Here is a 24,930-nt window from a genome sequence, read left to right on the forward strand (position 1 = left end):
GTTTTGGTTACCCCGCACGTGGCAGTAATGTTAAAGGTATATGACATACCGCCCATTTTTACCAACTCACCCGCCGCACTCACTTGAAAATTCAGTGGATTCTTAACCCCTCCCCACTGGGGAACCAGAGGGTAAAGCGCACCCGTCCCGGCTGGCGGCAGTCGGTGGTGACATGGCCGTGGTGCAGATCCATGATGGCGCGCACGATGGCCAGCCCCAGCCCATTGGCGTGGCCGTCGCTGCGCGCGGCATCGGCGCGGTAGAAGCGGTCAAACAGCCGCGCCTGCTGCGCCGGTGGAATGGGCGCGCCGGGGTTATCGACGTGCAGCGCCACCCCGCCCGCCTGCGGCTCAATGGTCAGCAGAATCTCGCCCGCCTCACCATAGCGGATGGCGTTGGCCACCAGATTGCTCAGGGCGCGCTGCACCATCAGGCCATCGGCGCGGATCTCGCCTGCGCCGCGCCACTGGAGCGTCATGTCGCGCTCGGCGGCCAGCCCCTCGAAGTAGTCGCAGATGCGCTGCGCCTCCTGTGCCAGCGACAGCGCCGCGGGCGTCGGCAGTGCCTGCGCGTGGCTGGCGCGCGCCAGAAACAGGATGTTCTCCACCATGCGTGAGATGCGCTCCAGCTCCTCCATGTTGCTCTCCAGCAGCGTCTGGTACTCCGCGACGCTGCGCGGCTGGTAGAGCGCCACCTGGCAGTGGCCCATCAGCGCGTTGACCGGGGTGCGGATCTCATGGGCCAGATCGGCGGAGAACTGCGTCAGCCGCTGGTAGCCCTCCGCCAGCCGCGCCAGCATCGCGTTGAGGGCGCCGGTCATCAAATGCAGCTCGCGCGGCATCCCGGCCTCATCCAGACGGGTGCTGAGGCTGGCCGGGTGGATCGCCGCCACCTCGCGCGCCAGCCGACGCAGCGGCCGCAGCCCGCGCCGCAACACCAGATAGCCGAGCAGCGCGATCAGCAAAAAGGCCACCGCCACCGCGCCCACCAGCGACCAGCGGAAGGCGGCCAGCAGGTGCTGCTCGTTGGTCATCACATGGGCGGCGGTGATCTCCAGCAGGCGGCCATCCATCAACCGCACCTGCGCCACCACGTAGCGCAGCGGCACCCCGGCTGGCGTCTCGCTGGCGTGGGCCGCCGCCAGTGTCAATGGCTGGCTGGCCGGCAGCGCCGCCACTGGCGGCAGCACCAGCCGGGCGGAGTTGACATCCACCAGCGTCTCGCCGTCGTGCAGCTTAAAGCGCAGGATGTCGTGCTCGTTGCCGAGCATGTTCTCAAACAGGCCGGGGTTGTGGCGCAACTGCGACAGCAAGAAGTCATCCGCCAGCAGGTGGCGGAAGTACTGCACCCGCCCTATCACCTGATACTCGCTGCGGCGCGCCAGCTGTTGCGCCATCTCACTGTAGAGCCAGACGCCGACCGCGCTCAGCACCAGCGAGGCCACCAGCGCGAACAGCAGCGTGCTGCGCAGCGTCAGGGAGACCGGCCGCCTCATGGCCGGATCTCGCAGACGTAGCCGATGCCGCGCACCGTGTGGATCAGCTTCGGCTCATAGTCGCGGTCGATCTTGGCGCGCAGCCGCTTGATCGCCACGTCCACCACGTTGGTGTCGCTGTCAAAGTTCATGTCCCACACCTGTGAGGCGATCAGCGTGCGTGACAGCACCTCGCCCTCGCGGCGCAGCAGCAGGTGCAGCAGCATGAACTCCTTGTTGGTCAGCAGGATCGGCTGCTCGCGCCGCGTCACCCGCCGACGCAGCACGTCCACATGCAGGTCGGCGAGCTGGTAGGCGTCCGCCTCGCGCACCGCGCCCCGCCGCAGCAAGGTGCGCAGGCGCAGCAGCAGTTCGGTAAAGGAGAAGGGCTTGACCAGATAGTCATCCGCGCCCAGCTCCAGCCCACGGATACGATCCTGCACGTCATCGCGCGCGGTGAGGAACAGCACCGGCGTCTCCTGCTTTTTGCGCAGTACCTCCATCAACTGCCAGCCATTCAGCCCCGGCAGCATCACGTCTAGCACGATGGCGTCATACGCCTGCTCCAGCGCCAGAAACAGCCCGTCGGTGCCGTTGCGCGCCAGATCCACACAGTAGCCGGCCTCGGTCAGCCCCTTCTTCAGGTAGTCGCCGGTGCTGGCGTCATCTTCCACAACCAATAATCGCATCGTATTCACACCCACTGGTTAATCACTGGAGTCTATCAGTTTCGCCCAGCGGCTTTGATGACATTATTGTCATCCAACGGTCATCCCACTGTGCCGGTTTTCCGGCCACAGTAGGCAGGTCAACCCGCAGCCGCCGGCTGCCTTTGCCAAGGAGAATCCCATGCGTACCCTGTCCCGTCTCGCCACTACCCTGATTGCCGCCCTCGCCCTGAGCGGCGCGGCCCACGCCGCCCCGGCGGGCGACATCATCAAGCCGATGCGCGGTACCCTGGATCAGGTGACTGACCACAGCCTGACCCTGACCGACCGCCGCGGCGCGAAAGTGGAGGTCGGCCTGACCGACCAGACCCGAATCAACAGCGTCGCCACCGGCAAGATCAGCGACATCAAACCTGACAGCTTCATCGGCACCGCCGCCGCGCCACAACCGGACGGCACCCTGAAGGCGCTGGAGGTGCATGTGTTCGCGCCGAGCCTGCGCGGCTCCGGCGAGGGCTTCAACCCGTTTGAGTCAGCGGATGGCAAGGTCAACACCATGACCAACGGCACCGTCGGCAAGCTGGTGGAGTCCAATGGCCGCACCCTGACCGTGAAGTACCATGACCAGCAGAAGACGGTGATCGTGCCGGATGACGTGCCGGTGGTGACGCTGGCGCCGGGCGACCGCAGCCTGCTGACGCCGGGGGCGCACGTGGTGCTGTTCGCCAACAAGCAGGCCGATGGCTCGCTGGCGGCACGCGGCATCTCCGTGGGCAAGGATGGCATCGTACCGCCGATGTAATGGCGCAAGGAGGGCATCATGACCCGATCTTCCCGACCGGCCCACCCGTGGCCGGTACGCCTCTGCCACTGGCTCAACGTGGCGGTGATGGTCGCCATGGTGATGAGCGGCTGGGGCATCTACAACGCCTCGCCACTGTTTGGTTTCACCTTCCCGCCCGGCACGACGCTGGGCGGCTGGCTGGGCGGTGCCATCGCCTGGCACTTGGCGGTGATGTGGCTGCTGGCGGCCAACGCGCTGGTTTACCTGCTGTGGGGCATGGCCAGCGGCCACCTGCGGCGCACACTGTTGCCGCTCTCGCCGCGCGCCATCTGGCAGGACACGTGGCGCGCGGTGACGCTGCGCCTGCCGCACCGGCTGGGGCACTACAACGCGGTGCAGAAGGCGATGTACCTCGGCGTGCTGCTGCTGGGCGCGCTGCTGGTGCTCTCGGGGCTGGCGATCTGGAAACCGGTGCAGCTTAGCGGGCTGGTGGCGCTGATGGGCGGGTTCGCGGTGGCGCGCTACGTCCACTTCTTCGCCATGAGCGGCGTGCTGCTGTTTGTGGTGATCCATGTGCTGATGGTGCTGCTGGTGCCGAAAACCCTGCCGGCCATGATCACCGGCGGCAAGGAGATGAGTGATGAGTAAGAAGCGCACGCGGCTGGTGCTGGAGCCAGACCAGCGCAAGCAGTTGGTCAACCTGCAACGCCGTATGCTCCTGCGCGGCGGCCTGACGCTCGGTGCGGTGTCGCTGCTGAGCGGCTGCAACTTGCAGGATGGCGACAGCGTCGACAAGGTGCTGTGGGCGATGTCGCGCTGGAATGACCGGGTGCAGGCGTGGCTGTTCCACGGCCAGAAGCTGGCGCAGACCTACACGCCAGCGGAGATCACCCGTCCCTTCCCGTTCAACGCCTTCTACCCGGAGTACAACGTGCCGGCGGTCGATCTGGCGAGCTGGACGCTGGAGGTGGGCGGCCGGGTGCAGGACAAAACGCCCTGGACGCTGGCACGGTTGCAGGCGATGCCACAGGCCAGCCAGATCACCCGGCTGATCTGCATTGAGGGGTGGAGCGCCATCGGCCAGTGGGGCGGCGTGCCGTTGCGGCTGCTACTGCAACGGGTGGGCGCGGACACGCGGGCGAAGTATGTTGGCTTCCACTGCGCCGACCGCTACTACACCAGCATCGACATGGCCACCGCCCTGCACCCGCAGACGCTGCTGGCGCTCGATTTCGATGGGCAGGCGCTGCCGGATGAGTATGGCTTCCCGCTGCGGCTACGGATGCCGACCAAGCTCGGCTTCAAGAACGCCAAGCACATCGCGGCGATCAGCGTCACCAACGACAACCCCGGCGGCTACTGGGAGGATCAGGGCTACAACTGGTTCAGCGGCATCTAGGCATAAAAAAATCCGCCCGAGGGCGGATTTTTTATAGACACAGCATAACACCTGGCTGAGGGGCCAGGCGGTATGGCTTAGAAGCGGTAACCGACGCCTGCGATCCAGGTGCCTACGTCGACGCTGCGGATGCGGCTCTGCTCGTAGGAGAAGTCCAGCGCGACGTTTTCCATCGGGTTGAACTGCAGACCTGCGCCGTAGGAGATGCCTACATCGCTGGAGGATTCTTTGTCACGGCCGTCAGCGGTTGCCGCGTTGATGGCGTTGTTCTGGAATTTGCCTACGCCCATACCCACGACGCCATAGATGCTGGCCCAGTCGTTGATGCGGAATGCCGGACCTGCGGTGATGCCGTAGTACTGGCCTTTACGGTATGCGCCAGAGACGTCATCGTTGTGCTCCAGGTAGGTGAAAGAACCAATGACGCCCAGCGGTTGGCTCTCGTCGAACTCGTAGCGGTATTTAAGGTTGAAGCCTTTAGCTTTGCTTACTACGCCCTGCAGGTCGCCCTGCGCGTAACCTGCGGTTACGGTGCTTTCGCCAGCGAAAGCGTTAGTTGCACCTACAGCCAGTACACAAGCCAGAGCGGAAAGACATGCAATTTTTTTCATAACCACCTCAAATGAGAAATTAAGTACCTTCACGATTAAAATATAACAAAAATCCGTAGGAAACTCTGCCCGAGTTCAGGTGTCTAAGCCATAATATCGTGTAACAGGAAATTTCCAATACAACCTATCGTCTTCTTTTTACTGCATTTTCCTTTATGAAGATTATAAGACAATCTTATTGAACTTTTTCGCCAATACAGAAAAATCCTAAAAATTTGGTCACCATTCGCACGATTTTCACCGTCCTGTTGAACCACGGTTTAGGTGCGCAGACATGGATTTTCCGCTTCCCGGCGCCCTCACCCCTCCCTTACACTCAGGTTTTGGCCCATTGACGGGCGCTCCCCTGCTGATAAGGAAAACCATGAAGACCACCGCCTCTGTTCCGCCGCTCTCCAACCCGGCCCCAGTATGGGGATCGGTCTGTTTGCTGCTGATTGCCATGACCTCCATCCAGGGCGGCGCGGCGCTGGCCAAAACCCTGTTCCCCATCGTCGGCGCATCGGGCATTACCGCCCTGCGCCTCGGATTGGGCACACTGATTCTAGTCGCTATTTTCAAACCGTGGCGGATGAAGTTCCACGCGGGCAATCGCCTGCCGCTGCTGGTCTATGGATTGGCGCTCGGCAGCATGAACTTTCTCTTCTACCAGTCGATCCGCACCGTGCCGCTCGGCGTGGCGGTGGCGCTGGAGTTCACTGGCCCGCTGCTGCTGGCGATGCTCGCCTCCCGTCGGCCGGTGGATTTCGTCTGGGTGGCGCTGGCGGTGTTGGGACTGTGGTTCCTGCTGCCGATTGGCCACGACGCCAGCACCATTGACCCGGTAGGCGCGCTCTATGCGCTGGGTGCCGGCGGCTGCTGGGCCATCTATATCCTCTCCGGCCAGCGGGCGGGTAGCCAGAACGGCCCGGCCACCGTCGCCGCTGGCTCCCTGATTGGCGCGCTGATCTACTGCCCGATCGGCGTGATGCAGGCGGGCACCGTGCTGTTCGCCCCGGCCCTGCTGCCGGTGGCGCTGGCCATCGCCATCCTCTCCAGCGCACTGCCCTACTCACTCGAGATCGTGGCGCTGACCAAACTGCCAGCGCGCACCTTCGGCACCCTGATGAGCCTGGAACCCGCGATGGCCGCCCTCTCCGGCATCCTGTTTTTGAATGAGCACCTGACGCTGGTGCAGTGGCTGGCGCTGAGCGCCATTATTGTCGCCTCTGCCGGTGCCACCATGACGGTGAAGCGGGCGCACTGAGGCGCTCTATACTGAAAGGCGTGGAACAGGCATCCCGCCGAGGAGAACCCAAATGCAGGAGTGGAACCCCGAGCTTTACCGCCAGTTTGAAGCAGAACGCACCCGGCCAGCGCAGGAGTTGCTGGCGCGGGTGGCCCGCCAGCCAGCGCAACACATCACCGATCTGGGCTGCGGGCCAGCCAACTCGACCGAGCTGCTGAAGCAGCGCTACCCCCACGCCGCCATCACGGGCATCGACAACTCCGGCACCATGCTGGAGAGCGCCCGCACCCGGCTGCCGGGCTGCCAGTTTGAGCAGGCGGACATTGCCACCTGGCAGCCAGCGCAGGCGCAGGATCTGCTCTACGCCAACGCCTCGCTACAGTGGCTGGATGACCACGCCCGCCTGCTGCCACGGCTGATGGGGCTGCTGGCGCCCGGCGGCTCACTGGCGATCCAGATGCCGGACAACCGCGAGGAGCCGACCCATCGCCTGATGCGTGAAGTGGCAGCGCGGGATGCATGGCGGGAAAAGATTGGCCCGGAAGCGGCCGGGCGGGTGAAGATCCTGAGCGCGGGCGAGTACTATGACCTGCTGGCCCCGGAGGCGGAGAGCGTGGATATCTGGCGCACTACCTATTTCCACAGCCTGCCCAGCCCGGCGTCGGTGGTGGAGTGGGTGCGCGCCACCGGCCTGCGCCCCTTCCTTGCGCCGCTCAATAAGGTGGATCAGGAGACCTTCCTCCAGCACTACCAGTCGGAGATTGATCTTGCCTACCCAACCCGCCGTGATGGCCGGGTGCTTCTGGCCTTCCCGCGGCTGTTTATCGTTGCGCGCAAAAAAATATAACCCCCTGCCCGGCCTGGCGTTTATTTACCGCGCCCCGCCGGGCCAATTTTCTGGCCGTAAACACGTTATCTTTTGTTACAGATCAGTGAATTTATTTTTCATGCCACAATAAGCCCATTGCTAAGCAAGAGAAATCCTAAAATAGCGGATTCTCATTCTCATTCCTCACCGCTGAATAATCACCAACCCTGTAAAAACCCTATAAATTTTATTGTAAATCAACCAACTATAAAAAAGTTACCGATATGGCCTTGAATTCATCCGCCATCGCCCTTAGGTTTATTTATAGCAACACGGCACTGCCGTAAAAATTACTCACGCCGGGAAGGGAACTGCCGTCAGGGACTATTTCAACGCTGACCTGACATTTCCGGCAGAATCGGGAAAGGCTGCTATACTTAATCCCTATTGAGTCAGCAACCGACAATCAAGAGGATAATGACATGAGTACCGCTAAACTGGTAAAAACCAATTCTTCTGAGCTCCTCTATACGCGCAATGATGTGGACGAGAACGTCAAACTGGAAACCATCAGAGTGCTAAACCGTCTGGTCGCGCAATTCATTGATCTGTCACTGATCACCAAACAGGCGCACTGGAACATGCGCGGCGGCAACTTCATCGGCGTGCATGAGATGCTGGATGGCTTCCGTACCACTATCACTGACCATCAGGACACCATGGCAGAGCGTGTGGTGCAGCTGGGCGGCGTGGCACTGGGCACCGTGCAGGTGGTCAATGACCAGACCCCGCTGAAAAGCTACCCGACCAATATCCACAGCGTGCAGGAGCACGTCAAAGCGCTGGCGGATCGTTATGCCGTGACCGCGAATGAAACCCGCAAAGCGATTACGCAGGTACAAGACGAAGACACCGCGGACATCCTGACAGCGGCCTCCCGCGACCTGGACAAATTCCTGTGGTTCATTGAATCGAATATCGAGTAAGTCCTGCCCCGGCGCCGCGCCACGGCGCTGTTATACAGCACTTTGATCGTGATGGCCTGCAAGGCCAGCCAGAGAGGCAACCCCCAGGGTTGCCTTTTTTATTTTCTAGCCTACCTGTAAGCTCATGAAAAACAGTTCATTTTAGTCCGAACCTAAGATTTATCTTAAATTGATAGGGCTGGTGAATGATTTTATGATTATTGATAGCGCAAAGCATCTTTACTCCCTTCCGGTGTTCCCTGTAACGTGCGCCACACTTTGTTTAGGTGTATTGATGGAACCCCGCCGGATAATAGCCCCGCAGTTTCCAGATCCCGTCGCGTAAATAACCATACTTTTGGTGCCTTTATCTGCGCATTACACCACCTTAAATCAAATTATTATCTTCTGACCGGCATGGCTGCGCACTATCCGGCCCTGTCATGGCGGTGTTGCTGTTATGCCCGTCGCCCAGATTGATGGGTTGCAGTAGGGCGCGGCAGCGCATGGACACCTTTTATTATCTGATGGATTTTTCATGGCCCGTAGTGGACTGGAAGTACAAAAAGCCGCGGTAAAAGCGCTTTTTTTACGCGAGATAAAAACCCGATTCGGTAAGTATCGCCTGGGGTATCTTTGGGCGGCGCTGGAGCCAGCGGCCCATATCGTGATTCTGCTGGCGATATTCGGCTATATCATGCACCGCACTATGCCCGATATCTCCTTCCCGGTATTCCTGATTAACGGCATCATTCCGTTCTTTATTTTCAGCAACATCAGCAACCGCTCAATTGGCGCGATAGAGGCCAACCAAGGGCTGTTTAACTATCGCCCGGTCAAACCGATCGACACCATTATTGCGCGTGCCGGGCTGGAGCTGGTGATTTATGGCGTGGTCTATCTGGTGCTGATGCTGGGCGTCGGATTGTTAGGCGAGCAGTTTGCCATCACACAGCTGATCACCTTGATCTGCGTCTGGCTGCTGCTGGTGCTGTTTGCCAGCGGTGTCGGACTGATTTTCATGGTGGTAGGAAAAAGCTTCCCTGAGACAGAGAAGTTTCTGCCGATTCTGATCAAGCCGCTTTATTTCATCTCCTGCGTGATGTTTCCGCTGCACAGCATCCCCAAAGAGTACTGGCCTTACCTGCTCTGGAACCCGCTGGTGCATGTGGTCGAACTGTGCCGCCAGGCGGTGATGCCAGGTTACATCAGCGATGGCGTCAGCCTGGGCTACCTGGCGATCTGCACGTTAGGGGTACTGTTTATTGGGCTTGCGCTCTACCGGGTACGCGAAGAGGCGATGCTGACATCATGATCACCATTGAGAACCTGACCAAATCCTACCGCACCCCGGCCGGCCGCCACTACGTCTATAAAGATCTGAACGTGGTACTGCCTGAAGGCAAAAGCGTGGCGCTGGTAGGCCGCAACGGCGCCGGGAAATCGACCCTGTTGCGAATGATCGGCGGCATCGACCGTCCGGACAGCGGCCGGGTCGTGACCAGCAAAAGCATCTCCTGGCCGGTAGGGCTGGCGGGCGGCTTTCAGGGCAGTCTGACTGGCCGGGAAAACGTAAAATTTGTGGCGCGGCTTTACGCCCCCGCGGCGGAGCTGAAAGAGAAAGTGGCCTTTGTAGAGGCGTTTGCCGAACTGGGCAAATATTTCGACATGCCGATCAAGACCTACTCCTCCGGCATGAAATCGCGCCTTGGGTTTGGCCTGAGCATGGCTTTCCGTTTTGACTACTACCTGGTAGATGAAGTCACGGCAGTAGGCGATGCACGTTTTAAACAGAAATGTGCGGAACTCTTCAAGGCACGCCACGCCGAATCAAGTTTTCTGATGGTCTCCCACAGCCTTAACAGCCTGCGTGAATACTGCGACGCCGCCCTATTTATCGGCCGTGATAACCAGGTGACCTATTACGACACCGTGGATGAGGCCATCACGGTGTACCAGCAGGATGAGGGGCTGTAGGCCCTTTTCCCTTACTTGTTTTGGCCGATACAAATAAAAGTTCATTTATTAAATGCACGTTGCCTTATGCAGCTAATAACGTTAACTACTCTGGTATTTTGACATGAATATTCTTTTTTACCTTGAGCCGTCTATTGAGTTCGGTAACCCACTTTTTCGTTATGCCACATTGCGCAACTCTTTCCTGCCGCAGATTAAATCTTTACAGCAAGCAGGCATGAATGTTGTCGCTTTGATGGGCACACCGATCGCCAGTCAATGTCTGGAAGACAGGCACACCCGCAATATTGATACGCTGGCGGTGATCGATCCGGTTGAATGGATGAAGGGTGAAAGTTATCTCACCCGAGCTCAACGTCACCATGTCAATGATTACCATGAGGGTGAAGTCGCAAGGCTGGAAGAATTATTGACCTGTGCGCTGCCAGACGCATTTACACCTGATGTCATTATTGTATGGGAAAGCCCTGCGAATTTCCTGGCGACAATTTATCCACAGGCAAAAATTCTTTACCAAATGCCAGGCTTCTTTTCGCGTCCGCCTTTTAGCCAGCTCGTCTCTCTGGACACCGGGCTATTAGAGCATGCTGCAGCTAAGAAATATGAAGACAGTGTGGTTTCCAGTGAAGAGACGGAAGCACTACACAAGTTACGGCTGACGGAAAATCAATTCTTGCAGGCGGTATCACCTGTGAAGAGCATTGTCGACGACATTTCCCAGCGTTTTTCAAAAGTCGTGCTGTTACCACTGCAAATTGATAACTACTTCATGATAAGCAGTGTTATCGGCAATACTAGAAGCCAATTTGATATCTTAGTTGATATATTAACGCGCCTGCCCGACGACTATGCCCTGTTGGTCACGAATTATAAATCCCGCGATGCACAGAGCGCTGTATTAACTGAGCAAGGCATCAACTACTTGCGAAGCCGTTTCCCTAACTTTGTTTACCGTAAAGAGACAGATAACATCGCGTGGGTTTCGCAATTCCTGGTGCCTTTGGTAGATGGTGTTATTACTATCTCCTCCTCTATTGGGTTCCAGGCAGCATTTTGGCAAAAACCGTTGCTGGCACTGGGCAAAAGCCACCTGACGCCCTTTACGACCGCCGCTACGCTAGAAACGTTTTTGACCCAAGTTGGCAATTCGGTGTTGCAAAACCGCGATGCGCTGATGATAGAAACGCTTCGCCATCAGCACTGTCCAATGAGCTTTTTAGCAGACGGCCGTTATGCAGAGTGGTTAACACATTTCGCGGCCACTGGAGAATTCTCTCCGTGGTGCAGCCGTCCTGTTGGTCAGATCCTGCTTGAGGAGCGTCGGGAAAGCCAGCTACTGGAGGCATTGGGGTACTTCAATAAAGTTCGTGGCGAATCCTCTATGGATCATTGCCAGGAGCTTTCTCAGCAAATTATGAAACACGATATCGTTTCATTCGATATTTTCGATACGTTACTTTATCGACCGTTTAAATCGCCGACCGATCTTTATACCTTCATTAACAATGAAGCGCGTGATATCACCGGTATCGCCACTTTGGATTTCAAAGCGTCTCGCCGTGCCGCAGAAAAAGCAGCATTTCTTGCTGCCATTGAGCGTGGCGAAGGTGAAGTCACCTTTGAAGAGATTTATCAGGTGTTAGCAGCAGACCTGGGGCTGAATGAGACAGTCATGCGCCGTCTGATGCAGGCTGAAATGTCAGCCGAGCGCGAATTACTCTATCCCCGCGTATCTGGTTACAAAGCCTTTTTAGAAGCCAAGAGCCTGAACAAGCGTATTATCATTATCTCTGACATGTACCTGCCGGAATCTTTCCTGGCAGAAATCTTGGAGAAGAATGGCTATACCGGTTACGAACGCCTGTTCGTTTCCTCTACCTATCGCGCGAAAAAACACAGTGGCGTGTTATTCGACCGGGTACTGGAACAAATACAGGTCGACCCCAGCCGTATCCTGCATATTGGTGATAACCTTGATGCCGATGTAAAGCGCGCGAAATCACGTGGGTTAAAACCGTTCCACTTGGTAAAAGCCTCTGACGTGTTTGAAGCAAACAGCAACTATACGTTGCCCTGGTCACGTGATGAAGCCCGCCATTCACTTGACTGGCGTATGCTGCTCTCCATTGCGGGTAACCGCTTGCATGACAATCCCTACCTACCGCATCGTAAAGGTACCGTATTTGGGGGATCGCCTTGGAAACTGGGTTATTACGGTTTTGGTGCATTACTTCTGGGCTATACTAAATGGCTGCTAGAAAATGCCATTCGCGACGGTGTCGAAGATCTCTACTTCTTGTCACGCGATGGCAAAATTATGAAGGCAGCCTACGATGCGGTAGCGCCTCTTTATCCTAATGCCCCTCGCTCACATTATTTACTCTGTTCACGCCGGGCCGTTAACCTGGCGAAAGTTCAGAATATGAGTGATGTTTTGGACCTTCTGCATGTGGACTTTGCCCATCGGGTCAAACTCTCCCATCTGCTAAAACATCGCTTTGGGATCAATATCGATCAGGTTCCGCTGGAGCTACTCAAGAAGCACAATTACCTGCCAGACACCCCGCTGACGGCGGGAGATGTCCCTCGTCTGGAAGCGCTATTCGGCGATCTGCAACCTATTTTGCTTGCTGCGGCAGCGGAAGAACGTGCTCATTACCTGGATTATCTGCAGCAGAGCGGTATCTACGGTGCGACCAAAAATGCCATTGTTGATATAGGGTATGCAGGTACCATGCAGGAGTCTCTGCATCAGTTATCAGGTGGAGAAAAAGAGATTGGCGGGTACTACCTGATGACCTTCCGCCAGGCTCTGAAGCGAGTAGCACAGCGTAACCTGCCTATTCGCGGCTATCTGGCTGAGTTTATTGACCGGCATGATACTTATCATCCCTTCTGTCGCCATGTGCCTCTATATGAGACCTTATTCAGCAGCGAAGATACCTCTTTTGTCTGCATGACAAAGGATTGGCAACAAAACCTCTACCCTGTATTTATGGCACGTTCACCGATTGAAGAACGTCGTGAAGAGGTCGTTCGGAACGTACAACAGGGCGCGATCGCGTTTATTACAGAGGTGGTCGGTATCCTTGGCCAACGCTTTTACGCGCTGGATATTGAGCCTAATAAAACCTTACGTCTTTTGGATAATTACTTTAATAATCCACACCCACGCGATGCGGCTATCCTGTCGGGCGTGATGTTTGAGGACGCCTACGGCGGAACAGCATATAAAACGATCTTGCCTGACTTTAAAGCGTTAGAGACGCCTTGTGTCTGGCAAAAAGGCCGGGAGGTTCTGTTACAAGATCAATCCGCTAAACAGGCTCCTGAGCCTGCACCTAAACGTGCACCGAAACCTGTAGCGAAACCTGCGGCGAAACCTGCAGCAGCAAAACTCCTGGCCGCAGAGCCTGCACCCACTGACATCCTTAGTCATAATTATGCGCCCCCAGCACAACGTAGCGTTTCACACCATCTCATTCGTTGGGTCATGCTAAAAACGTTGTCTGAGAAGAAAAAATATAAATTTGAACATAAGCCGCATCTTTTCTTTAACGATGCCAAAAACCCATTGGTACGTAAGCTGGGTAAGCGTTATTTAAAAGGATATAACCACTCATGACCACGCCTTTCCTGGAATTGGCCCGGCATCATATTGATATTGTTTCGCCAGATGAGACAAAGCTAATTCGTCCAGCAGACATGACGTTTGAATCACCTATCTGGCTGGCCCGCGGACATTATGATGTCCGCTCTTTTGGCGCTTATAGTTATGTTGGTGAAGATGCTTTGATCATGGCAACCGACCGTATCGGGCGCTATTGCTCCATTGCACGGCGCCTTACTGTAGGTGAGAGTGAACATCCGACCGGCTATTTGTCTACCTCGCCGATGTTTTATACCACCCGGTATTGGAAACGACATCCTGAGACAATGTCATTTTATCGTCATCAGGCCGGTACGATAAAGAAAGCAGCGGATGTTTTCCGTCTGGAAGGCAGTAATGAAGGCCGTAATACCATTGGTAATGATGTCTGGATAGGCGAAGGTGTATTTATTCGCCGTGGTTGTAAGATTGGCGATGGGGCAATTATTGCTTCACGCGCAGTCATCACCCGTGATGTTCCGCCTTATGCTGTGGTCGGCGGAACTCCTGCACGTATTATAAAATATCGTTTTGCGCCCGATGTGATTGCCCGCCTGCAGGCATTGTGTTGGTGGGATTATGATATTCGTAATATTGACGAGTTGGATTGGACAAACGTAGAAGCTACGCTTAGCCGTCTTGAAACGTTAAAGGCTTCAGGAAAACTCACTCCCTTTACCCCAGATATCATTACCTGGAAAGACGTGACTTAAAACTGGCCGGGCAGCGGTATACCGCTGCCCGGTATGTATTTCCTCAAGGCCGAAGTGTTTTCCCCATTTTATCTGCCCTACCTGCCCAGCGTGTATCTTGCCTTGATACCCCTTCCTCATCAGATTGAAAGTGATGATTCTCCCCATAATAAACCGCATTGATTTGGGTGGTATTCAGTAGATAGGTGCGGAACTGCTGGAATAGTTTCATATCTGGCTTGAAATCCGATCCCCAAAACTGGTGTAGATGTCCCTGAAACGTCAGCCCGCGTATATCATACAGCGCCCGGCCCATCACCTTGAGCGGCTTGTTATGCACTAAGGCTGAAATCCCGGCAGTACTGTTGATGGTTACCACTCCTCGGGCATGATTCAGCAACTCAGGCATCGGCAGATCGTGGACGTAAAATACCCGCTGGCTGACCTTGTGCTGTTCACTCAGGCGGCGAATTAGCGGGCTATAAAGCCGGTGGCCGCGATCCATCGGATGGTGTTTTATCACCAGGGATTGATCTGCCGGGGCTTTTTTGGCGAAGGAGTAGATCACATCGTTAATATAATCACGGACGTCCTGATACGGGCTATGGTGGCGGATCTGGCTGTCATTATAAACCTGCAAAATAACCAGGTAGTAACGTTGATCGAGCGCCGTTCGCAGCCGGGGCATCATATTCCGCTGGCGTAACCCATACCAATATTTACGGCAGGCCGCCCTGATCCAGCAGCGCGCCTCATACACTGGGGAGAAAGATTTGTGGTGCCGATATTGTGCAAATTGCCGACGATGCCAGCTTCCCATTAAATAATAGGTGATGGCGTGCCCTACTCTCAGCGAAAATGAGGGGGAAAGCGGGGTAATATCCATCGCCTCCTGTGCCGGTAATTGCCGATAAAATTCACTTTCACGCGGTAACCCAGAAAAAGCATTGACGCCCCCCTGTTCCACGGTAATGAAATGTGGCCGGAGATAGCCCTCTTCAAAGGCCAGAAAACGTATCCCTTTTGCCTGCGCCCAGCGTTTGGCTTCACGGTGCAGCGGGCGGCAATCACCAAAGCAGAGGATGGTGTCGAACTCATAGTGGCGATAAAGCTCTTTTAACCAGCCGGGAAACGCTTTTGGCGTGGCGTGATAAGGCAGTACCGTGCGATGGCGGCAATAAAATTGGTCGCCCCCATTAAAGACGACATTTACGGTCTCGCGTCCGTGAGTTTCCAACCACTGCGCGACATCACTGAAAAAAGGCCCCATCGGGCCTTGCAGCAACAGGTATTTCTTACCAGAGAGTAATAATGAAAGGGCGCTATTTTCCATATACACCAACGTGAAAAGCTGGGCCAGTTTACGGGCCTCAATTCTTATTCATGCCTTTAACACGATTGCATCGCCGGCATGGCCAGATTAATTAAAGGTGTTGGGCAGCATTAAAATTTAATTTGACTTTAATCAGCATTTTTATCTTTTTATAGTTGTTAATAACGCTGCTGAATTTTCTTTTTGCAATAAACATCTCTCCACGGGGAAGCGTTTCCAGATAACTCACGGCGGCTTCTACGGTAATAGGTTTACCGGACACCGGGTGAATATAACTGGGGTAGCGGATCAGAGCCTGATACACCAACTCATCCAGCGTAATTTCACGCGTCCGCCGCGAACAGGGGTACTCATCCTGCGTTAACCCCCACCCGGCATAGAAGGGAACGCCATAGCACGTCACTGGTTTACCGTGCATCAGGGCTTCAAACCCTGCCAGCGATGTCAGCGTATGGATCTCATCCGCAGCCCGGATACAGTGGATGATATCGGCATCCAGCACGGTTTCATTAGCCCAGCGCGCCACATCCTGCGCAGCTATCGCCCCTTTACGGTTACCGGCCAGTACATCCGGGTGCGGTTTATAGAGGATATAGGCGTCCGGGTGGCGCTCTCGCACCGTCTGTAGTAACGCACTATTGCTGCGGATCCCCAGGGTACCGGTCAGAATAGAGGCGTCGTCCTCCACCTGCCCCGGCACCAGCAGTAGCCGTTTTCCGGCGGCGGCAACCGGCCGCGAGAACGCGGCCCCGAGGTTATATTTACTTAGCCGTGCCGCCAACAGACGTTGGCGGAGCGCGGCTGCCCGCGCACGCTGGCAGTCAGTCAGCGTATCGTCGTTAAGCAGCATCTCTAAATCACTGGGCCGGGTTGCGTCGTAATAGATGCCGCGTTTGTCCAGCACCAGCGACAAAGGCGGGTGCAGATGGGAGCCTAAGCCGGCAGATCGCAGGAAGCCATCCTCCATTCGCCAGACCGGCAGCGCCGGGTCGTAACCGGCCTGTTGCCATTGCCGTTCCCCTTTAATGCCCCACACGACCCCGGCAGTGGCATCGTTGATTGCGCTACTGAACCGCACCCGGTTATCCAGCGTCTTTAAAAAGGGTGACAAGATGGCCCGTTTCCACATTGACAAACTGGGTGCCGCCAGCGTCCCTTGCCGTTCACGGCAATGATTCCGGGCCATGTCCAGCCACGTCAGTAAGTCATCCAGCGTGCCTGCCTTACCGCTTTGCGGATCGAGGTAGCGGCTATAACGCAGATAGGCAGCTGCAAAAAGATCGAACAGGGAGGCCCGGCCACGGCGAGCAGCCAGCGTAGGGGCATCAGCATGACGATCGTCCGTCAGGCCCCAACCGGCATACCAGGGCAAACCGAAACAGGTTACCGCCTTACCGGCCATCAACGCCTCAAATCCATACTGGGAGGTCACCGCATAAACCCGACTGACGTGCTGAAGCAGCGAGTAGGGGCTGGCGTTGCAAGTTAGCAGCGTGACGCGCGGGTGCCGTTCAGCCGCCTTACGGGCAGCGTCAGCCAGATACCCCGCTTTTTTGCCGTGCAGCACATCAGGGTGCACTTTGACCCACACTGTCGCATCGGGATTCTCTGCCAGCGCCGTCTCCAGCATCCGAACAAAATCGCCCGGCCCTGCCCCACCGTGGCTGACCGCTTGGTCGCCAAAGGTCTGATCGACCACCAGCACCGTTTCGCCGGCCGGTATCGGGCCATGATAAGGGGGTGCCTGATTGTATTTGGAGAGGTCAAGCCGGGTAATGGTGTCGATGGCCCGGCTGGCCTGCGGATAGAGCGGCGCATTGCCTGCCCGGTCCTGAATCAGATATTCCAGTGTGCTGGGCTGGGCGGCATCGTAATAGATGCCTGCCTGATCCACTACAATGGCGCAGGGCGGGCTGCCGGCCACGCCCAAGCCGAGTGAGCGAATAAACCCATCCTCAAGCCGCCAGACCGGCACCCCTCGGCGGCGTGCCACCGCCACTGCCCTGTTCCCACTGGGGCGATGCCCCCAAACCGCAATCGCGCTGACCTGATCCGGGAGCCGTCGGTAGGATGCCAGCCTGACGACCCCTTCCGGCAGGAGCTGTGCAAGATGGGGAATACGCGCAATGCCTGCTGAAAAGATGCCGATCATCCCCTCTCCTTACAGTGTCAAAATAACTTTGGCGGCGACGGCGATCTGGTAAATGATGGTCGAGATGCCGCGGGTGACCTCAATGCTCTTCGATTCAAACTTCGGCAGCACCATCAGTTCATCGCCCGGTTGCAGGGTGTCAACATTGTCGGCGTCATCCGCTTCGCCGTTTTGATGGATCACGATGACCTTCGCGTTGCCCTTCTTCTGGGTCAAGCCCCCGACCTTGGCGATGTAATCCTCCGGCGACAGCCCTTTCTGCCAGGCTACGGCATTCGGGAACAGCACTTCGCCGTGCACCATGACCAGTGAGGTGCGCTCTGGGATGTTGATAATGTCGCCATCTTCCAGAATCACCTGATCGAGGTTGTTCTCATTGAGCACCACTGCCCCTTTAGGAACCACGTTGCGCGCCTTGGCAACAAAGCGGCTGATCAGCTGTGCCTCCTGCATCCGCAGGTTGGCCTCTTCCGACGTAGCGGACTGAGCAGAGAGTGACGCCTCCTCCAGCTTCTGCAGGGAAAGATCCAGCATCTCTTTCTGGCGCTCCGCCACCGAGCGGCGGAACAGCTGGATGGCATTAAGCTGTGACATGTTGTTGGTGCGGATCTGCGCCAGTACCTGGCGCATGGTGGCCCCATAGGGCAGCACCACCGCGTGTTCGCCGGAGTGCGCGCCTTCAATGCGCACCTGAATGGTGCCCGCGTAGCGGTCAGCGCTGACAATCAGCTGATCGCCATCCTGTAGGAAGCGGCCATTCGCCTGACTGAGCGGGTAGTACTCGCTGCGTTTGACGGTGCCTTGCTGGCGGATAATGGTCATGTGGGTAGCGCCCGGTTTTGGACGTGCCCAGCTCAGCGCCTCGCTGACCGGCAGCGTGCCATCGCGGAACTCAAAATCATAGCTGTTGAAGACTTCGCCCTGCACGCTGACCGTATGCTGGCGCGGGCCGACCACAATCACATCGCCGTCAGCAAACTGCGACAGGCTGAGGTTGCCGTTCAGCAGGAAGTCATACAGGTTGATGTGGCTGCGCACACGGTTACCGCGCTTGACCTCGATGTCCACATAGCTACCGCGCTCGGTGTCCACTCCGCCCGCCTTGCTCAAGTAGGAGAGCAGCGAGTCAGAGGCCACGCCGCCATAGAGGCCGGGGTTGTTGACGTAACCGGTGACAAACACCTTGACCGGCTGCGCCTGCACCAGCGAGGCGTAGACGTTGACGTTAGCCTGATAGACCTCTTTCACTTTGCTGGTGACCAGACTGTTGAGCTGGCCGTTCGGCGTGCCGGCAACTTTCATTGGGCCAACGTTAGGCAAGAAGATGTTGCCTTTCGGGTCTACCGCCAGACTGCCCTCAAAGTTAAAAGCGCCCCAGAGCCGCACCTGGATCTGGTCACCCAGCCCGATGACGTAGCTGGGGTTAAAGCCGATGCTGCTGGCGCTGTTGCCACCGGTGCCACTGAAGATCTGGGCACCGAACATGCGGCTGGCTGGGGCCGGAACCACCGGGGCCGGGGTGTCGTCAAACTGGCTGCTGCTTTTGGGCTGGGCAGTCTGGCCACTGATCACCTGCGGCAGCGGTGCCGCGCCGGTCAGGGAGGGATCGGCGGTCAGGGAGATCGCCTGCGCCTGAGCCAGCGGCAGCATCAGGGCAAGAACAAAGGTGTTAAACAGTTTCATGGCGTGCTCGCGGTAGTCGTTATTAGTCCCGGTGGTCATCAATCACTGCCAGCAGCAGTTTGATGGTGCCGAAGAGTAAGCAGCAGATCAGCAGCAGGCTGATGATCAGATAAGGGCTGTTGGGGTACGTTGACTCTTCCGGCATCTGCGGCGAGCTAATCACCGACAGCACCTTGAGCTTGCGCGCGCTTTCGACGCGGGTCTTCTCGATGGAGGTGAGCGCCAGCTTGTAGAGATCCGTATCAAAGGCAACCCTGGCCTTGATCGCCTCGAAGTCCACCGCCATGGTATTGAGCTGGCGGCCGTCCGGGGCAGTGATTTTGCTCTGCTCCTCTTTAATCTGGGCAGAGAGCGACGCCAGCGCATTGCGGACACTGACCACCTGCGGCGTATCCTCACGCAGATAGGTCAGCAGGTTACGCAACTCCGCTTCCATCTGGATTTTCTGGCCAATCAGGGTATTTACCAGAGCGCTAGCCGCCTGCGCCTGTGCACCAGGGTCCAGCATACTGTTACTGTTCTGGTAGGCGAGCAGCGCCGCCCGGCTGGCATCGAGGCGGCTGCTGGCCTCATGCATCTCTTTCTCAGCAAAGGCGAGCTGGTCACGGGCAATCCGGTGGGATAGCTCGTTAATAAAACGCTCCGACTCTTTCAGCACCGCCTGATTAAAGCGCTGGGCGAACTCCGGCGTAAAACCTTGGGTGGCGATGGTCAGCAAACCGGTTTTATCGTCGTAAATCACGCTGATACGATTACGGTAATACTCGAGGAAACGCTCACGCGACAGGTCTGCCGACAGGTGGTAGAAAATATCCCAGCCGCTGGCACCGAAGGCCTGATGGAAATTAAGTTGCTTGTCCAGAATCGCCAGCATATCCGGCGAGTTGATATAGGCTTTTAAATAGAGCGCATCCTCGGCCGAACTGGTATTACTCGCCCCCAGCAGCAAGCCGACATTCAAACTGCTGCCGTTGATATCATCGGAACGTTTAATTGCGACCGTGGATTCACTTTGGAAACGCGGCTGGCTGAATAACACCAGATAAATAATCAACAGCGCCAGCGGCGCAATAATGATGATCTTTGCCAGGTGGCGATGCAGGAAAGCCAGATTCACGGTCTGACGCAGCCGCCGGACGAGCTGCTTGCCCGGCAGTGCAGCTTTTAGGTTATTCATTAACATGAGGGTTCATCATTTTCTAAAAGGGGCGTGGCTTGGTGCCATTATCTGGCGCACTAATCCCCTGTAACGCAGAGGTTATGGCGCAAAAAAGGGCGCTATTCGCTCAATTGGCTGCTTTTTTAATCGAATATACGGATCAGGCCGACCACATCCTGCCCACTGCCGGTGACCAGCAGCGCGGAGATGCGCTCCTGCTGCATCAGGTGTTCGGCATCAGCGATCATTGTCTCCTGCGGCAGGGTGATCGGGTCATGGGTCATGATGTCGCGGGCGGTGCAGGTGTCGAGACCGCTGCACTTCGCCAATGCCCGGCGCAGATCGCCATCGGTGATGATGCCCACCAGCCGCCCGGCGGCGTCATTGACCGCCACCATCCCCTGACAGCCGCCGGTGATCTCCTGGATCACCTCACGGAAGGTCGCGCACTCCTGCACCTGCGGCACCGTGGTCTGCATCAAGTCTGCCACACGGGTCAGCAGGCGGCGGCCCAGCGAACCACCGGGGTGGTAGCGAGCAAAATCCGTGGGCCGGAACTGGCGTTGCTGCATCAACGCAATCGCCAATGCATCGCCAATCGCCATCGTCAGGGTGGTAGAGGTGGTCGGGGCGAGATTATTCGGGCAGCTTTCGCTCTCCATCATCAGCTCCAGCACGGCATCGGCGTGGTGTGCCAGGGTCGAGTCACTGGCGTTGGTCAGGGCGATGATACGGTTGCCGAACGCCTTCAGCGACGGGATGAGTTTCAGGATCTCATCCGTCTCACCGCTGGCGGAGATCAGGATTAGCAGGTCATAGGGAGTAATCATTCCCAGATCGCCGTGGAACGCTTCCGCCGGGTGGATAAAGAAGCTGGGGGTGCCGGTCGAGGCAAGCGTGGCCGATATTTTGCGCCCCACGTGGCCCGATTTTCCCATGCCGGAAAGAATCACATGCCCTTTGCACTGGCTGATTAATGTCAGCGCCCGCTGATATTGCGTGGAATCAATATGTTCTGCCAAAGTACGCAGAGCTTCAGCCTGTTCATTCAGGGTGCGTTTAATCGACGCAATATTATCTGGCGATGCAGAATAGCGAGGGAGTGTGGAGAGCAGCGTATCAGACACGGGATTGACCTTAACCGGTAATAAAAATAACGCCAGGCAGGATGGCTGCCCAAATAGCGTCACCAGAAAATAACACCTTTAAAAAGAGGGTCTGTTTAAAGCGCTGCCTGTTTATCACATGAAATAATTGAACACAATAAATTTAAGATTATTCTCACTTTATGTTCAAAATTTAAACAAAGGTAACACGGTGCTAACGCTTGTAACGGCATGCTCACAGGTTTGCACCTCCTTAACGCAAATTTACCGGTGGAATACTTCCCTCTCCCAGCAAAACACCCTTCCAACGACTATAATTAATCTCACTAACCGGATAATTCACCCATAAAGTGACGCCGGTTTTTTGATCTTTCCATAGCGTTACGGAGGCATAATGGCCAGTGGTTGGGCACAAGATGGTGCCGTACAGGATCAGATTGACTCGACGGTAGAGGATGCCGTGCAGCGTGCGCGCCAGTCGTTGGGACATGGCGTCAGCGAGAAGTTTTGTCAGGAGTGCGGAGAGCCGATTCCTGAGGCGCGGCGGCAGGCGCTGAAAGGCGTGCGCTACTGTGTGCAGTGCCAGGCCGAGCTGGACAAAGCCGAGCACGATCATGCTGGCTATAACCGGCGTGGCAGTAAAGATAGCCAATTACGTTAAGGCGGGCCGGGCAACCGGCCCTTTTTCTATCCATCAGCCTTTCTTATCTTGCCCTTCTCCCCTCCTTCTGCTCCCCTGCCCATTTTTGCGGCATGACTGCCGAAAAAATTAGCATTAAGGTCTAAAATCAGATCTGATTTGACTATAAATGCAGCGCACTGCACATAAACGGGGCATAACTGCAGCCATTGCACCACCATCGTACCATTGCACTCCTTTGGTGCACTCTTCTGGTGCAATCGGGCGCAAATTCGCTTTGCGTGCGCTCTCTTGCGAAAAATCCTATTGATTTTCAACAAGTCGAAAAGTTGGCACGATTTTTTCATAGCATCGCGTGAAAGATAAGAATCGGCTATCACTCCGGCACCAATAAGGAACTCTTCCATGAAGTCATTTGCAAAAGCCACACTGGCCGCCCTGACGCTGGCCTTCGCCGTTTCCTCACACGCAGCAGACAAATTGATCGTTGCCACAGACACTGCCTTCGTCCCGTTTGAGTTCAAGCAGGGTGACAAATATGTTGGTTTCGACGTGGACCTGTGGGACGCCATCGCCAAAGAGCTGAAGCTGGACTACAGCCTGAAGCCGATGGACTTCAGCGGCATTATCCCGGCGCTGCAAACCCACAACGTTGACCTGGCGCTGGCCGGTATCACCATTACCCCGGAGCGCAAAAACGCCATCGACTTCTCTGACGGCTACTACAACAGCGGCCTGATGGTGATGGTGCCGACCAACAGCCCAATCAAGGGCGAGCAGGATCTGGCTGGCAAAGTGGTGGCGGTGAAGAGCGGCACCGGCTCGGTGGATTACGCGAAAGCGAACATCAAAACCAAAGAGCTGCGCCAGTTCCCGAACATCGACAACGCCTACCTGGAGCTGGGTACTGGCCGTGCCGATGCGGTGCTGCATGACACGCCGAACATCCTCTACTTCATCAAGACTGCTGGTCAGGGCCGCTTCAAGGCGGTGGGTGACTCCATCAAGGCGCAGCAGTACGGCATTGCGTTCCCGAAAAACAGCGACCTGCGCGAGAAGGTGAACGGCGCGCTGAAAACGCTGCGCGAGAACGGCACCTACGCCGAGATCTACAAGAAATGGTTTGGCACTGAACCTAAATAAGTGCGTTACGTTGACGTTCCCGGCGGCATCCGCTGCCGGTTTTTCCAGGAGATGACCCATGCAGTTTGAATGGAGCGCCATTTGGCCCGCTCTTCCTATCCTGCTCGAAGGCGCCAAGATGACCCTGTGGATCTCGATCCTCGGTCTGCTGGGCGGCCTGTTCATCGGTGTGATCGCGGGTTTCGCCCGCGCCGTGGGTGGCTGGATCTCCAGCCACATCGCACTGGTGTTTATCGAGCTTATCCGTGGCACGCCGATCGTGGTGCAGGTGATGTTTATCTACTTCGCCCTGCCGATGATGATCCCGGTGCGCATTGATCCCTTCAGCGCGGCGGTGGTGACCATCATCATCAACTCCGGCGCCTACATTGCCGAGATCACCCGTGGTGCGGTGCTCTCCATCCACAAAGGGTTCCGCGAAGCCGGGCTGGCGCTGGGTCTCTCCCGCCGCGACACGCTGCGCTACGTGATTGCGCCGCTGGCGCTGCGCCGGATGCTGCCGCCGCTGGGCAACCAGTGGATTGTCAGCATCAAGGATACCTCCCTGTTTATTGTGATCGGTGTGGCTGAACTGACCCGTCAAGGGCAGGAGATCATCGCCGGCAACTTCCGTGCGATGGAAATCTGGACCGCAGTGGCGGTGATCTACCTGATCATCACGCTGGTATTGAGCTTTATCCTGCGCCGGCTTGAAAGAAAACTGAAAATCATATGATCGAATTCAAGAACGTCTCTAAGCACTTTGGCAAGACCCAGGTGCTGCATGACATTGACCTGAAGATTAACCAGGGCGAAGTGGTGGTGATTATCGGGCCGTCCGGCTCAGGCAAATCGACCCTGCTGCGCTGCATCAACAAGCTGGAAGAGATCACCAGCGGCGATCTGATTGTGGATGGCCTGAAGGTCAACGACCCGAAAGTGGATGAGCGCCTGATCCGCCAGGAAGCGGGGATGGTGTTCCAGCAATTTTACCTCTTCCCGCACCTGACCGCGCTGGAGAACGTGGCCTTCGGCCCGATCCGCGTGCGTGGCGCGAAGAAGGCGGACGCCGAGAAGCTGGCAAAAGAGCTGCTGGGCAAGGTGGGCCTCTCAGAGCGCGCGCACCACTACCCTTCCGAGCTGTCGGGCGGCCAACAGCAGCGCGTGGCGATTGCCCGTGCGCTGGCGGTGAAGCCGAAGCTGATGCTGTTTGATGAGCCGACCTCCGCGCTTGACCCGGAGTTGCGCCACGAGGTGCTGACGGTGATGAAGGATCTGGCCGAAGAGGGCATGACGATGGTGATCGTCACCCACGAGGTGGGCTTTGCCGAGAAGGTGGCGTCACGCCTGATCTTCATCGACAAGGGGCGTATCGCCGAGGATGGCGACCCGCACACGCTGGTGAACAACCCGCCCAGCGACCGGCTGCGCGAGTTCTTGCAACACGTCTCCTAAGCGAAACGGCGGGCCATCAGCCCGC

At 56.8% G+C, this 24,930-nt stretch carries 23 protein-coding genes; 14 read left to right on the forward strand and 9 right to left on the reverse strand.

Features of this window, described 5'->3' with window-relative positions:
• Positions 1 to 91 precede the first annotated feature (91 nt).
• Positions 92 to 1,495 carry a heavy metal sensor histidine kinase gene (locus C1N62_RS11355; protein ID WP_137763735.1) on the reverse strand — a complete coding sequence of 468 codons (1,404 nt, stop codon included), beginning with the start codon at positions 1,493 to 1,495 and terminating at the stop codon, positions 92 to 94.
• Entirely contained in the window at positions 1,492 to 2,163 is a 672-nt protein-coding gene (locus C1N62_RS11360) for a heavy metal response regulator transcription factor (RefSeq protein WP_137763736.1), read from the reverse strand. Before C1N62_RS11360 ends, C1N62_RS11355 begins: the two co-directional genes overlap by 4 nt.
• Positions 2,164 to 2,323: 160 nt before the next feature.
• Between C1N62_RS11360 and C1N62_RS11365 the strand changes: the two genes are divergently transcribed.
• Genes C1N62_RS11365 through C1N62_RS11375 form a run of 3 tightly spaced genes read left to right on the forward strand, consistent with a single transcriptional unit; the run spans position 2,324 to position 4,325 of the window.
• Positions 2,324 to 2,944, forward strand: coding sequence for a hypothetical protein (locus C1N62_RS11365; RefSeq protein WP_137763737.1), 621 nt, complete (start codon positions 2,324 to 2,326; stop codon positions 2,942 to 2,944).
• A gap of 18 nt (positions 2,945 to 2,962) precedes the next feature.
• Positions 2,963 to 3,574 carry a cytochrome b/b6 domain-containing protein gene (locus C1N62_RS11370; RefSeq protein WP_137763738.1) on the forward strand — a complete coding sequence of 204 codons (612 nt, stop codon included), beginning with the start codon at positions 2,963 to 2,965 and terminating at the stop codon, positions 3,572 to 3,574.
• A complete protein-coding gene (locus C1N62_RS11375; RefSeq protein ID WP_137763739.1) occupies positions 3,567 to 4,325 on the forward strand; it encodes a molybdopterin-dependent oxidoreductase in 759 nt (252 codons plus the stop codon). The genes C1N62_RS11370 and C1N62_RS11375 overlap by 8 nt, the downstream gene beginning before the upstream one ends.
• 77 nt (positions 4,326 to 4,402) lie before the next feature.
• On the opposite strand, the gene ompX is transcribed toward C1N62_RS11375, so the two are convergent.
• A complete protein-coding gene (gene ompX / locus C1N62_RS11380) occupies positions 4,403 to 4,936 on the reverse strand; it encodes an outer membrane protein OmpX (protein WP_137763740.1) in 534 nt (177 codons plus the stop codon).
• A gap of 442 nt (positions 4,937 to 5,378) precedes the next feature.
• Here ompX and rhtA point away from each other — a divergent pair, with 442 nt between their 5' ends.
• The 7 genes from rhtA to C1N62_RS23525 all read left to right on the forward strand — a co-directional run bounded on the left by rhtA (position 5,379) and on the right by C1N62_RS23525 (position 14,276).
• Positions 5,379 to 6,182 (forward strand): threonine/homoserine exporter RhtA, encoded by an 804-nt coding sequence (gene rhtA, locus C1N62_RS11385; protein ID WP_240775778.1) that lies wholly within the window; start codon positions 5,379 to 5,381, stop codon positions 6,180 to 6,182.
• A 52-nt stretch (positions 6,183 to 6,234) separates the two neighbouring features.
• Positions 6,235 to 7,011, forward strand: a complete 777-nt coding sequence (gene tam / locus C1N62_RS11390) for a trans-aconitate 2-methyltransferase (RefSeq protein ID WP_137763742.1) — start codon at positions 6,235 to 6,237, stop codon at positions 7,009 to 7,011.
• 443 nt (positions 7,012 to 7,454) lie between these two features.
• Positions 7,455 to 7,958 carry a DNA starvation/stationary phase protection protein Dps gene (dps, locus tag C1N62_RS11395; protein WP_137763743.1) on the forward strand — a complete coding sequence of 168 codons (504 nt, stop codon included), beginning with the start codon at positions 7,455 to 7,457 and terminating at the stop codon, positions 7,956 to 7,958.
• Between the two features lie 517 nt (positions 7,959 to 8,475).
• Positions 8,476 to 9,252 carry an ABC transporter permease gene (locus C1N62_RS11400; protein ID WP_137763744.1) on the forward strand — a complete coding sequence of 259 codons (777 nt, stop codon included), beginning with the start codon at positions 8,476 to 8,478 and terminating at the stop codon, positions 9,250 to 9,252.
• Positions 9,249 to 9,914 carry an ABC transporter ATP-binding protein gene (locus C1N62_RS11405; RefSeq protein WP_137763745.1) on the forward strand — a complete coding sequence of 222 codons (666 nt, stop codon included), beginning with the start codon at positions 9,249 to 9,251 and terminating at the stop codon, positions 9,912 to 9,914. Before C1N62_RS11400 ends, C1N62_RS11405 begins: the two co-directional genes overlap by 4 nt.
• 103 nt (positions 9,915 to 10,017) lie before the next feature.
• A complete protein-coding gene (locus tag C1N62_RS23520) occupies positions 10,018 to 13,539 on the forward strand; it encodes an HAD-IA family hydrolase (RefSeq protein ID WP_137763746.1) in 3,522 nt (1,173 codons plus the stop codon).
• A complete protein-coding gene (locus C1N62_RS23525; protein ID WP_305036961.1) occupies positions 13,536 to 14,276 on the forward strand; it encodes a CatB-related O-acetyltransferase in 741 nt (246 codons plus the stop codon). Before C1N62_RS23520 ends, C1N62_RS23525 begins: the two co-directional genes overlap by 4 nt.
• Before the next feature lie 43 nt (positions 14,277 to 14,319).
• On the opposite strand, the gene C1N62_RS11420 is transcribed toward C1N62_RS23525, so the two are convergent.
• The 5 genes from C1N62_RS11420 to C1N62_RS11440 form a co-directional block, all read right to left on the reverse strand.
• A complete protein-coding gene (locus C1N62_RS11420; RefSeq protein ID WP_137763747.1) occupies positions 14,320 to 15,588 on the reverse strand; it encodes a capsule biosynthesis protein in 1,269 nt (422 codons plus the stop codon).
• A gap of 91 nt (positions 15,589 to 15,679) precedes the next feature.
• Positions 15,680 to 17,740 (reverse strand): capsular polysaccharide biosynthesis protein, encoded by a 2,061-nt coding sequence (locus tag C1N62_RS11425; RefSeq protein ID WP_137763748.1) that lies wholly within the window; start codon positions 17,738 to 17,740, stop codon positions 15,680 to 15,682.
• 9 nt (positions 17,741 to 17,749) lie between these two features.
• Positions 17,750 to 19,423, reverse strand: coding sequence for a polysaccharide biosynthesis/export family protein (locus C1N62_RS11430; protein WP_137764997.1), 1,674 nt, complete (start codon positions 19,421 to 19,423; stop codon positions 17,750 to 17,752).
• 22 nt (positions 19,424 to 19,445) lie between these two features.
• Positions 19,446 to 20,606 (reverse strand): capsule biosynthesis protein, encoded by a 1,161-nt coding sequence (locus tag C1N62_RS11435; RefSeq protein ID WP_370465562.1) that lies wholly within the window; start codon positions 20,604 to 20,606, stop codon positions 19,446 to 19,448.
• A gap of 119 nt (positions 20,607 to 20,725) precedes the next feature.
• Complete coding sequence (locus tag C1N62_RS11440) at positions 20,726 to 21,709, reverse strand: SIS domain-containing protein (protein WP_137763749.1); 984 nt, start codon at positions 21,707 to 21,709, stop codon at positions 20,726 to 20,728.
• Between the two features lie 373 nt (positions 21,710 to 22,082).
• Between C1N62_RS11440 and C1N62_RS11445 the strand changes: the two genes are divergently transcribed.
• A complete protein-coding gene (locus C1N62_RS11445; RefSeq protein ID WP_137763750.1) occupies positions 22,083 to 22,349 on the forward strand; it encodes a DksA/TraR family C4-type zinc finger protein in 267 nt (88 codons plus the stop codon).
• Positions 22,350 to 22,375: 26 nt separating this feature from the next.
• On the opposite strand, the gene C1N62_RS11450 is transcribed toward C1N62_RS11445, so the two are convergent.
• Complete coding sequence (locus tag C1N62_RS11450) at positions 22,376 to 22,735, reverse strand: hypothetical protein (RefSeq protein WP_137763751.1); 360 nt, start codon at positions 22,733 to 22,735, stop codon at positions 22,376 to 22,378.
• Here C1N62_RS11450 and glnH point away from each other — a divergent pair.
• From glnH to glnQ, 3 genes are read left to right on the forward strand one after another with little or no spacing between them, the layout of a single operon-like run.
• Complete coding sequence (gene glnH, locus C1N62_RS11455; protein ID WP_137763752.1) at positions 22,734 to 23,471, forward strand: glutamine ABC transporter substrate-binding protein GlnH; 738 nt, start codon at positions 22,734 to 22,736, stop codon at positions 23,469 to 23,471. The two genes, C1N62_RS11450 and glnH, sit on opposite strands and share 2 nt — an antisense overlap.
• Positions 23,472 to 23,529: 58 nt before the next feature.
• A complete protein-coding gene (gene glnP / locus C1N62_RS11460) occupies positions 23,530 to 24,186 on the forward strand; it encodes a glutamine ABC transporter permease GlnP (protein ID WP_137763753.1) in 657 nt (218 codons plus the stop codon).
• Entirely contained in the window at positions 24,183 to 24,905 is a 723-nt protein-coding gene (gene glnQ / locus C1N62_RS11465; protein ID WP_137763754.1) for a glutamine ABC transporter ATP-binding protein GlnQ, read from the forward strand. The genes glnP and glnQ overlap by 4 nt, the downstream gene beginning before the upstream one ends.
• The last annotated feature ends 25 nt before the right edge of the window (positions 24,906 to 24,930 follow it).

Source organism: Nissabacter sp. SGAir0207 (assembly GCF_005491205.1).
GTDB lineage: Bacteria > Pseudomonadota > Gammaproteobacteria > Enterobacterales > Enterobacteriaceae > Chimaeribacter.

Excerpts from the sequence above, each read along its gene's own strand:
- glnH (WP_137763752.1), top strand. The coding sequence starts at position 22,734 with ATGAAGTCATTTGCAAAAGCCACACTGGCCGCCCTGACGCTGGCCTTC.
- C1N62_RS11450 (WP_137763751.1), bottom strand. The coding sequence starts at position 22,735 with ATGGAAGAGTTCCTTATTGGTGCCGGAGTGATAGCCGATTCTTATCTT.
- glnP (WP_137763753.1), top strand. The coding sequence starts at position 23,530 with ATGCAGTTTGAATGGAGCGCCATTTGGCCCGCTCTTCCTATCCTGCTC.
- rhtA (WP_240775778.1), top strand. The coding sequence starts at position 5,379 with ATGACCTCCATCCAGGGCGGCGCGGCGCTGGCCAAAACCCTGTTCCCC.
- C1N62_RS23520 (WP_137763746.1), top strand. The coding sequence starts at position 10,018 with ATGAATATTCTTTTTTACCTTGAGCCGTCTATTGAGTTCGGTAACCCA.
- C1N62_RS23525 (WP_305036961.1), top strand. The coding sequence starts at position 13,536 with ATGACCACGCCTTTCCTGGAATTGGCCCGGCATCATATTGATATTGTT.
- C1N62_RS11365 (WP_137763737.1), top strand. The coding sequence starts at position 2,324 with ATGCGTACCCTGTCCCGTCTCGCCACTACCCTGATTGCCGCCCTCGCC.
- C1N62_RS11420 (WP_137763747.1), bottom strand. The coding sequence starts at position 15,588 with ATGGAAAATAGCGCCCTTTCATTATTACTCTCTGGTAAGAAATACCTG.
- C1N62_RS11445 (WP_137763750.1), top strand. The coding sequence starts at position 22,083 with ATGGCCAGTGGTTGGGCACAAGATGGTGCCGTACAGGATCAGATTGAC.
- ompX (WP_137763740.1), bottom strand. The coding sequence starts at position 4,936 with ATGAAAAAAATTGCATGTCTTTCCGCTCTGGCTTGTGTACTGGCTGTA.
- C1N62_RS11425 (WP_137763748.1), bottom strand. The coding sequence starts at position 17,740 with ATGATCGGCATCTTTTCAGCAGGCATTGCGCGTATTCCCCATCTTGCA.
- tam (WP_137763742.1), top strand. The coding sequence starts at position 6,235 with ATGCAGGAGTGGAACCCCGAGCTTTACCGCCAGTTTGAAGCAGAACGC.
- dps (WP_137763743.1), top strand. The coding sequence starts at position 7,455 with ATGAGTACCGCTAAACTGGTAAAAACCAATTCTTCTGAGCTCCTCTAT.
- C1N62_RS11375 (WP_137763739.1), top strand. The coding sequence starts at position 3,567 with ATGAGTAAGAAGCGCACGCGGCTGGTGCTGGAGCCAGACCAGCGCAAG.
- C1N62_RS11360 (WP_137763736.1), bottom strand. The coding sequence starts at position 2,163 with ATGCGATTATTGGTTGTGGAAGATGACGCCAGCACCGGCGACTACCTG.
- C1N62_RS11435 (WP_370465562.1), bottom strand. The coding sequence starts at position 20,606 with ATGTTAATGAATAACCTAAAAGCTGCACTGCCGGGCAAGCAGCTCGTC.
- C1N62_RS11355 (WP_137763735.1), bottom strand. The coding sequence starts at position 1,495 with ATGAGGCGGCCGGTCTCCCTGACGCTGCGCAGCACGCTGCTGTTCGCG.
- C1N62_RS11430 (WP_137764997.1), bottom strand. The coding sequence starts at position 19,423 with ATGAAACTGTTTAACACCTTTGTTCTTGCCCTGATGCTGCCGCTGGCT.
- C1N62_RS11405 (WP_137763745.1), top strand. The coding sequence starts at position 9,249 with ATGATCACCATTGAGAACCTGACCAAATCCTACCGCACCCCGGCCGGC.
- C1N62_RS11400 (WP_137763744.1), top strand. The coding sequence starts at position 8,476 with ATGGCCCGTAGTGGACTGGAAGTACAAAAAGCCGCGGTAAAAGCGCTT.
- glnQ (WP_137763754.1), top strand. The coding sequence starts at position 24,183 with ATGATCGAATTCAAGAACGTCTCTAAGCACTTTGGCAAGACCCAGGTG.
- C1N62_RS11370 (WP_137763738.1), top strand. The coding sequence starts at position 2,963 with ATGACCCGATCTTCCCGACCGGCCCACCCGTGGCCGGTACGCCTCTGC.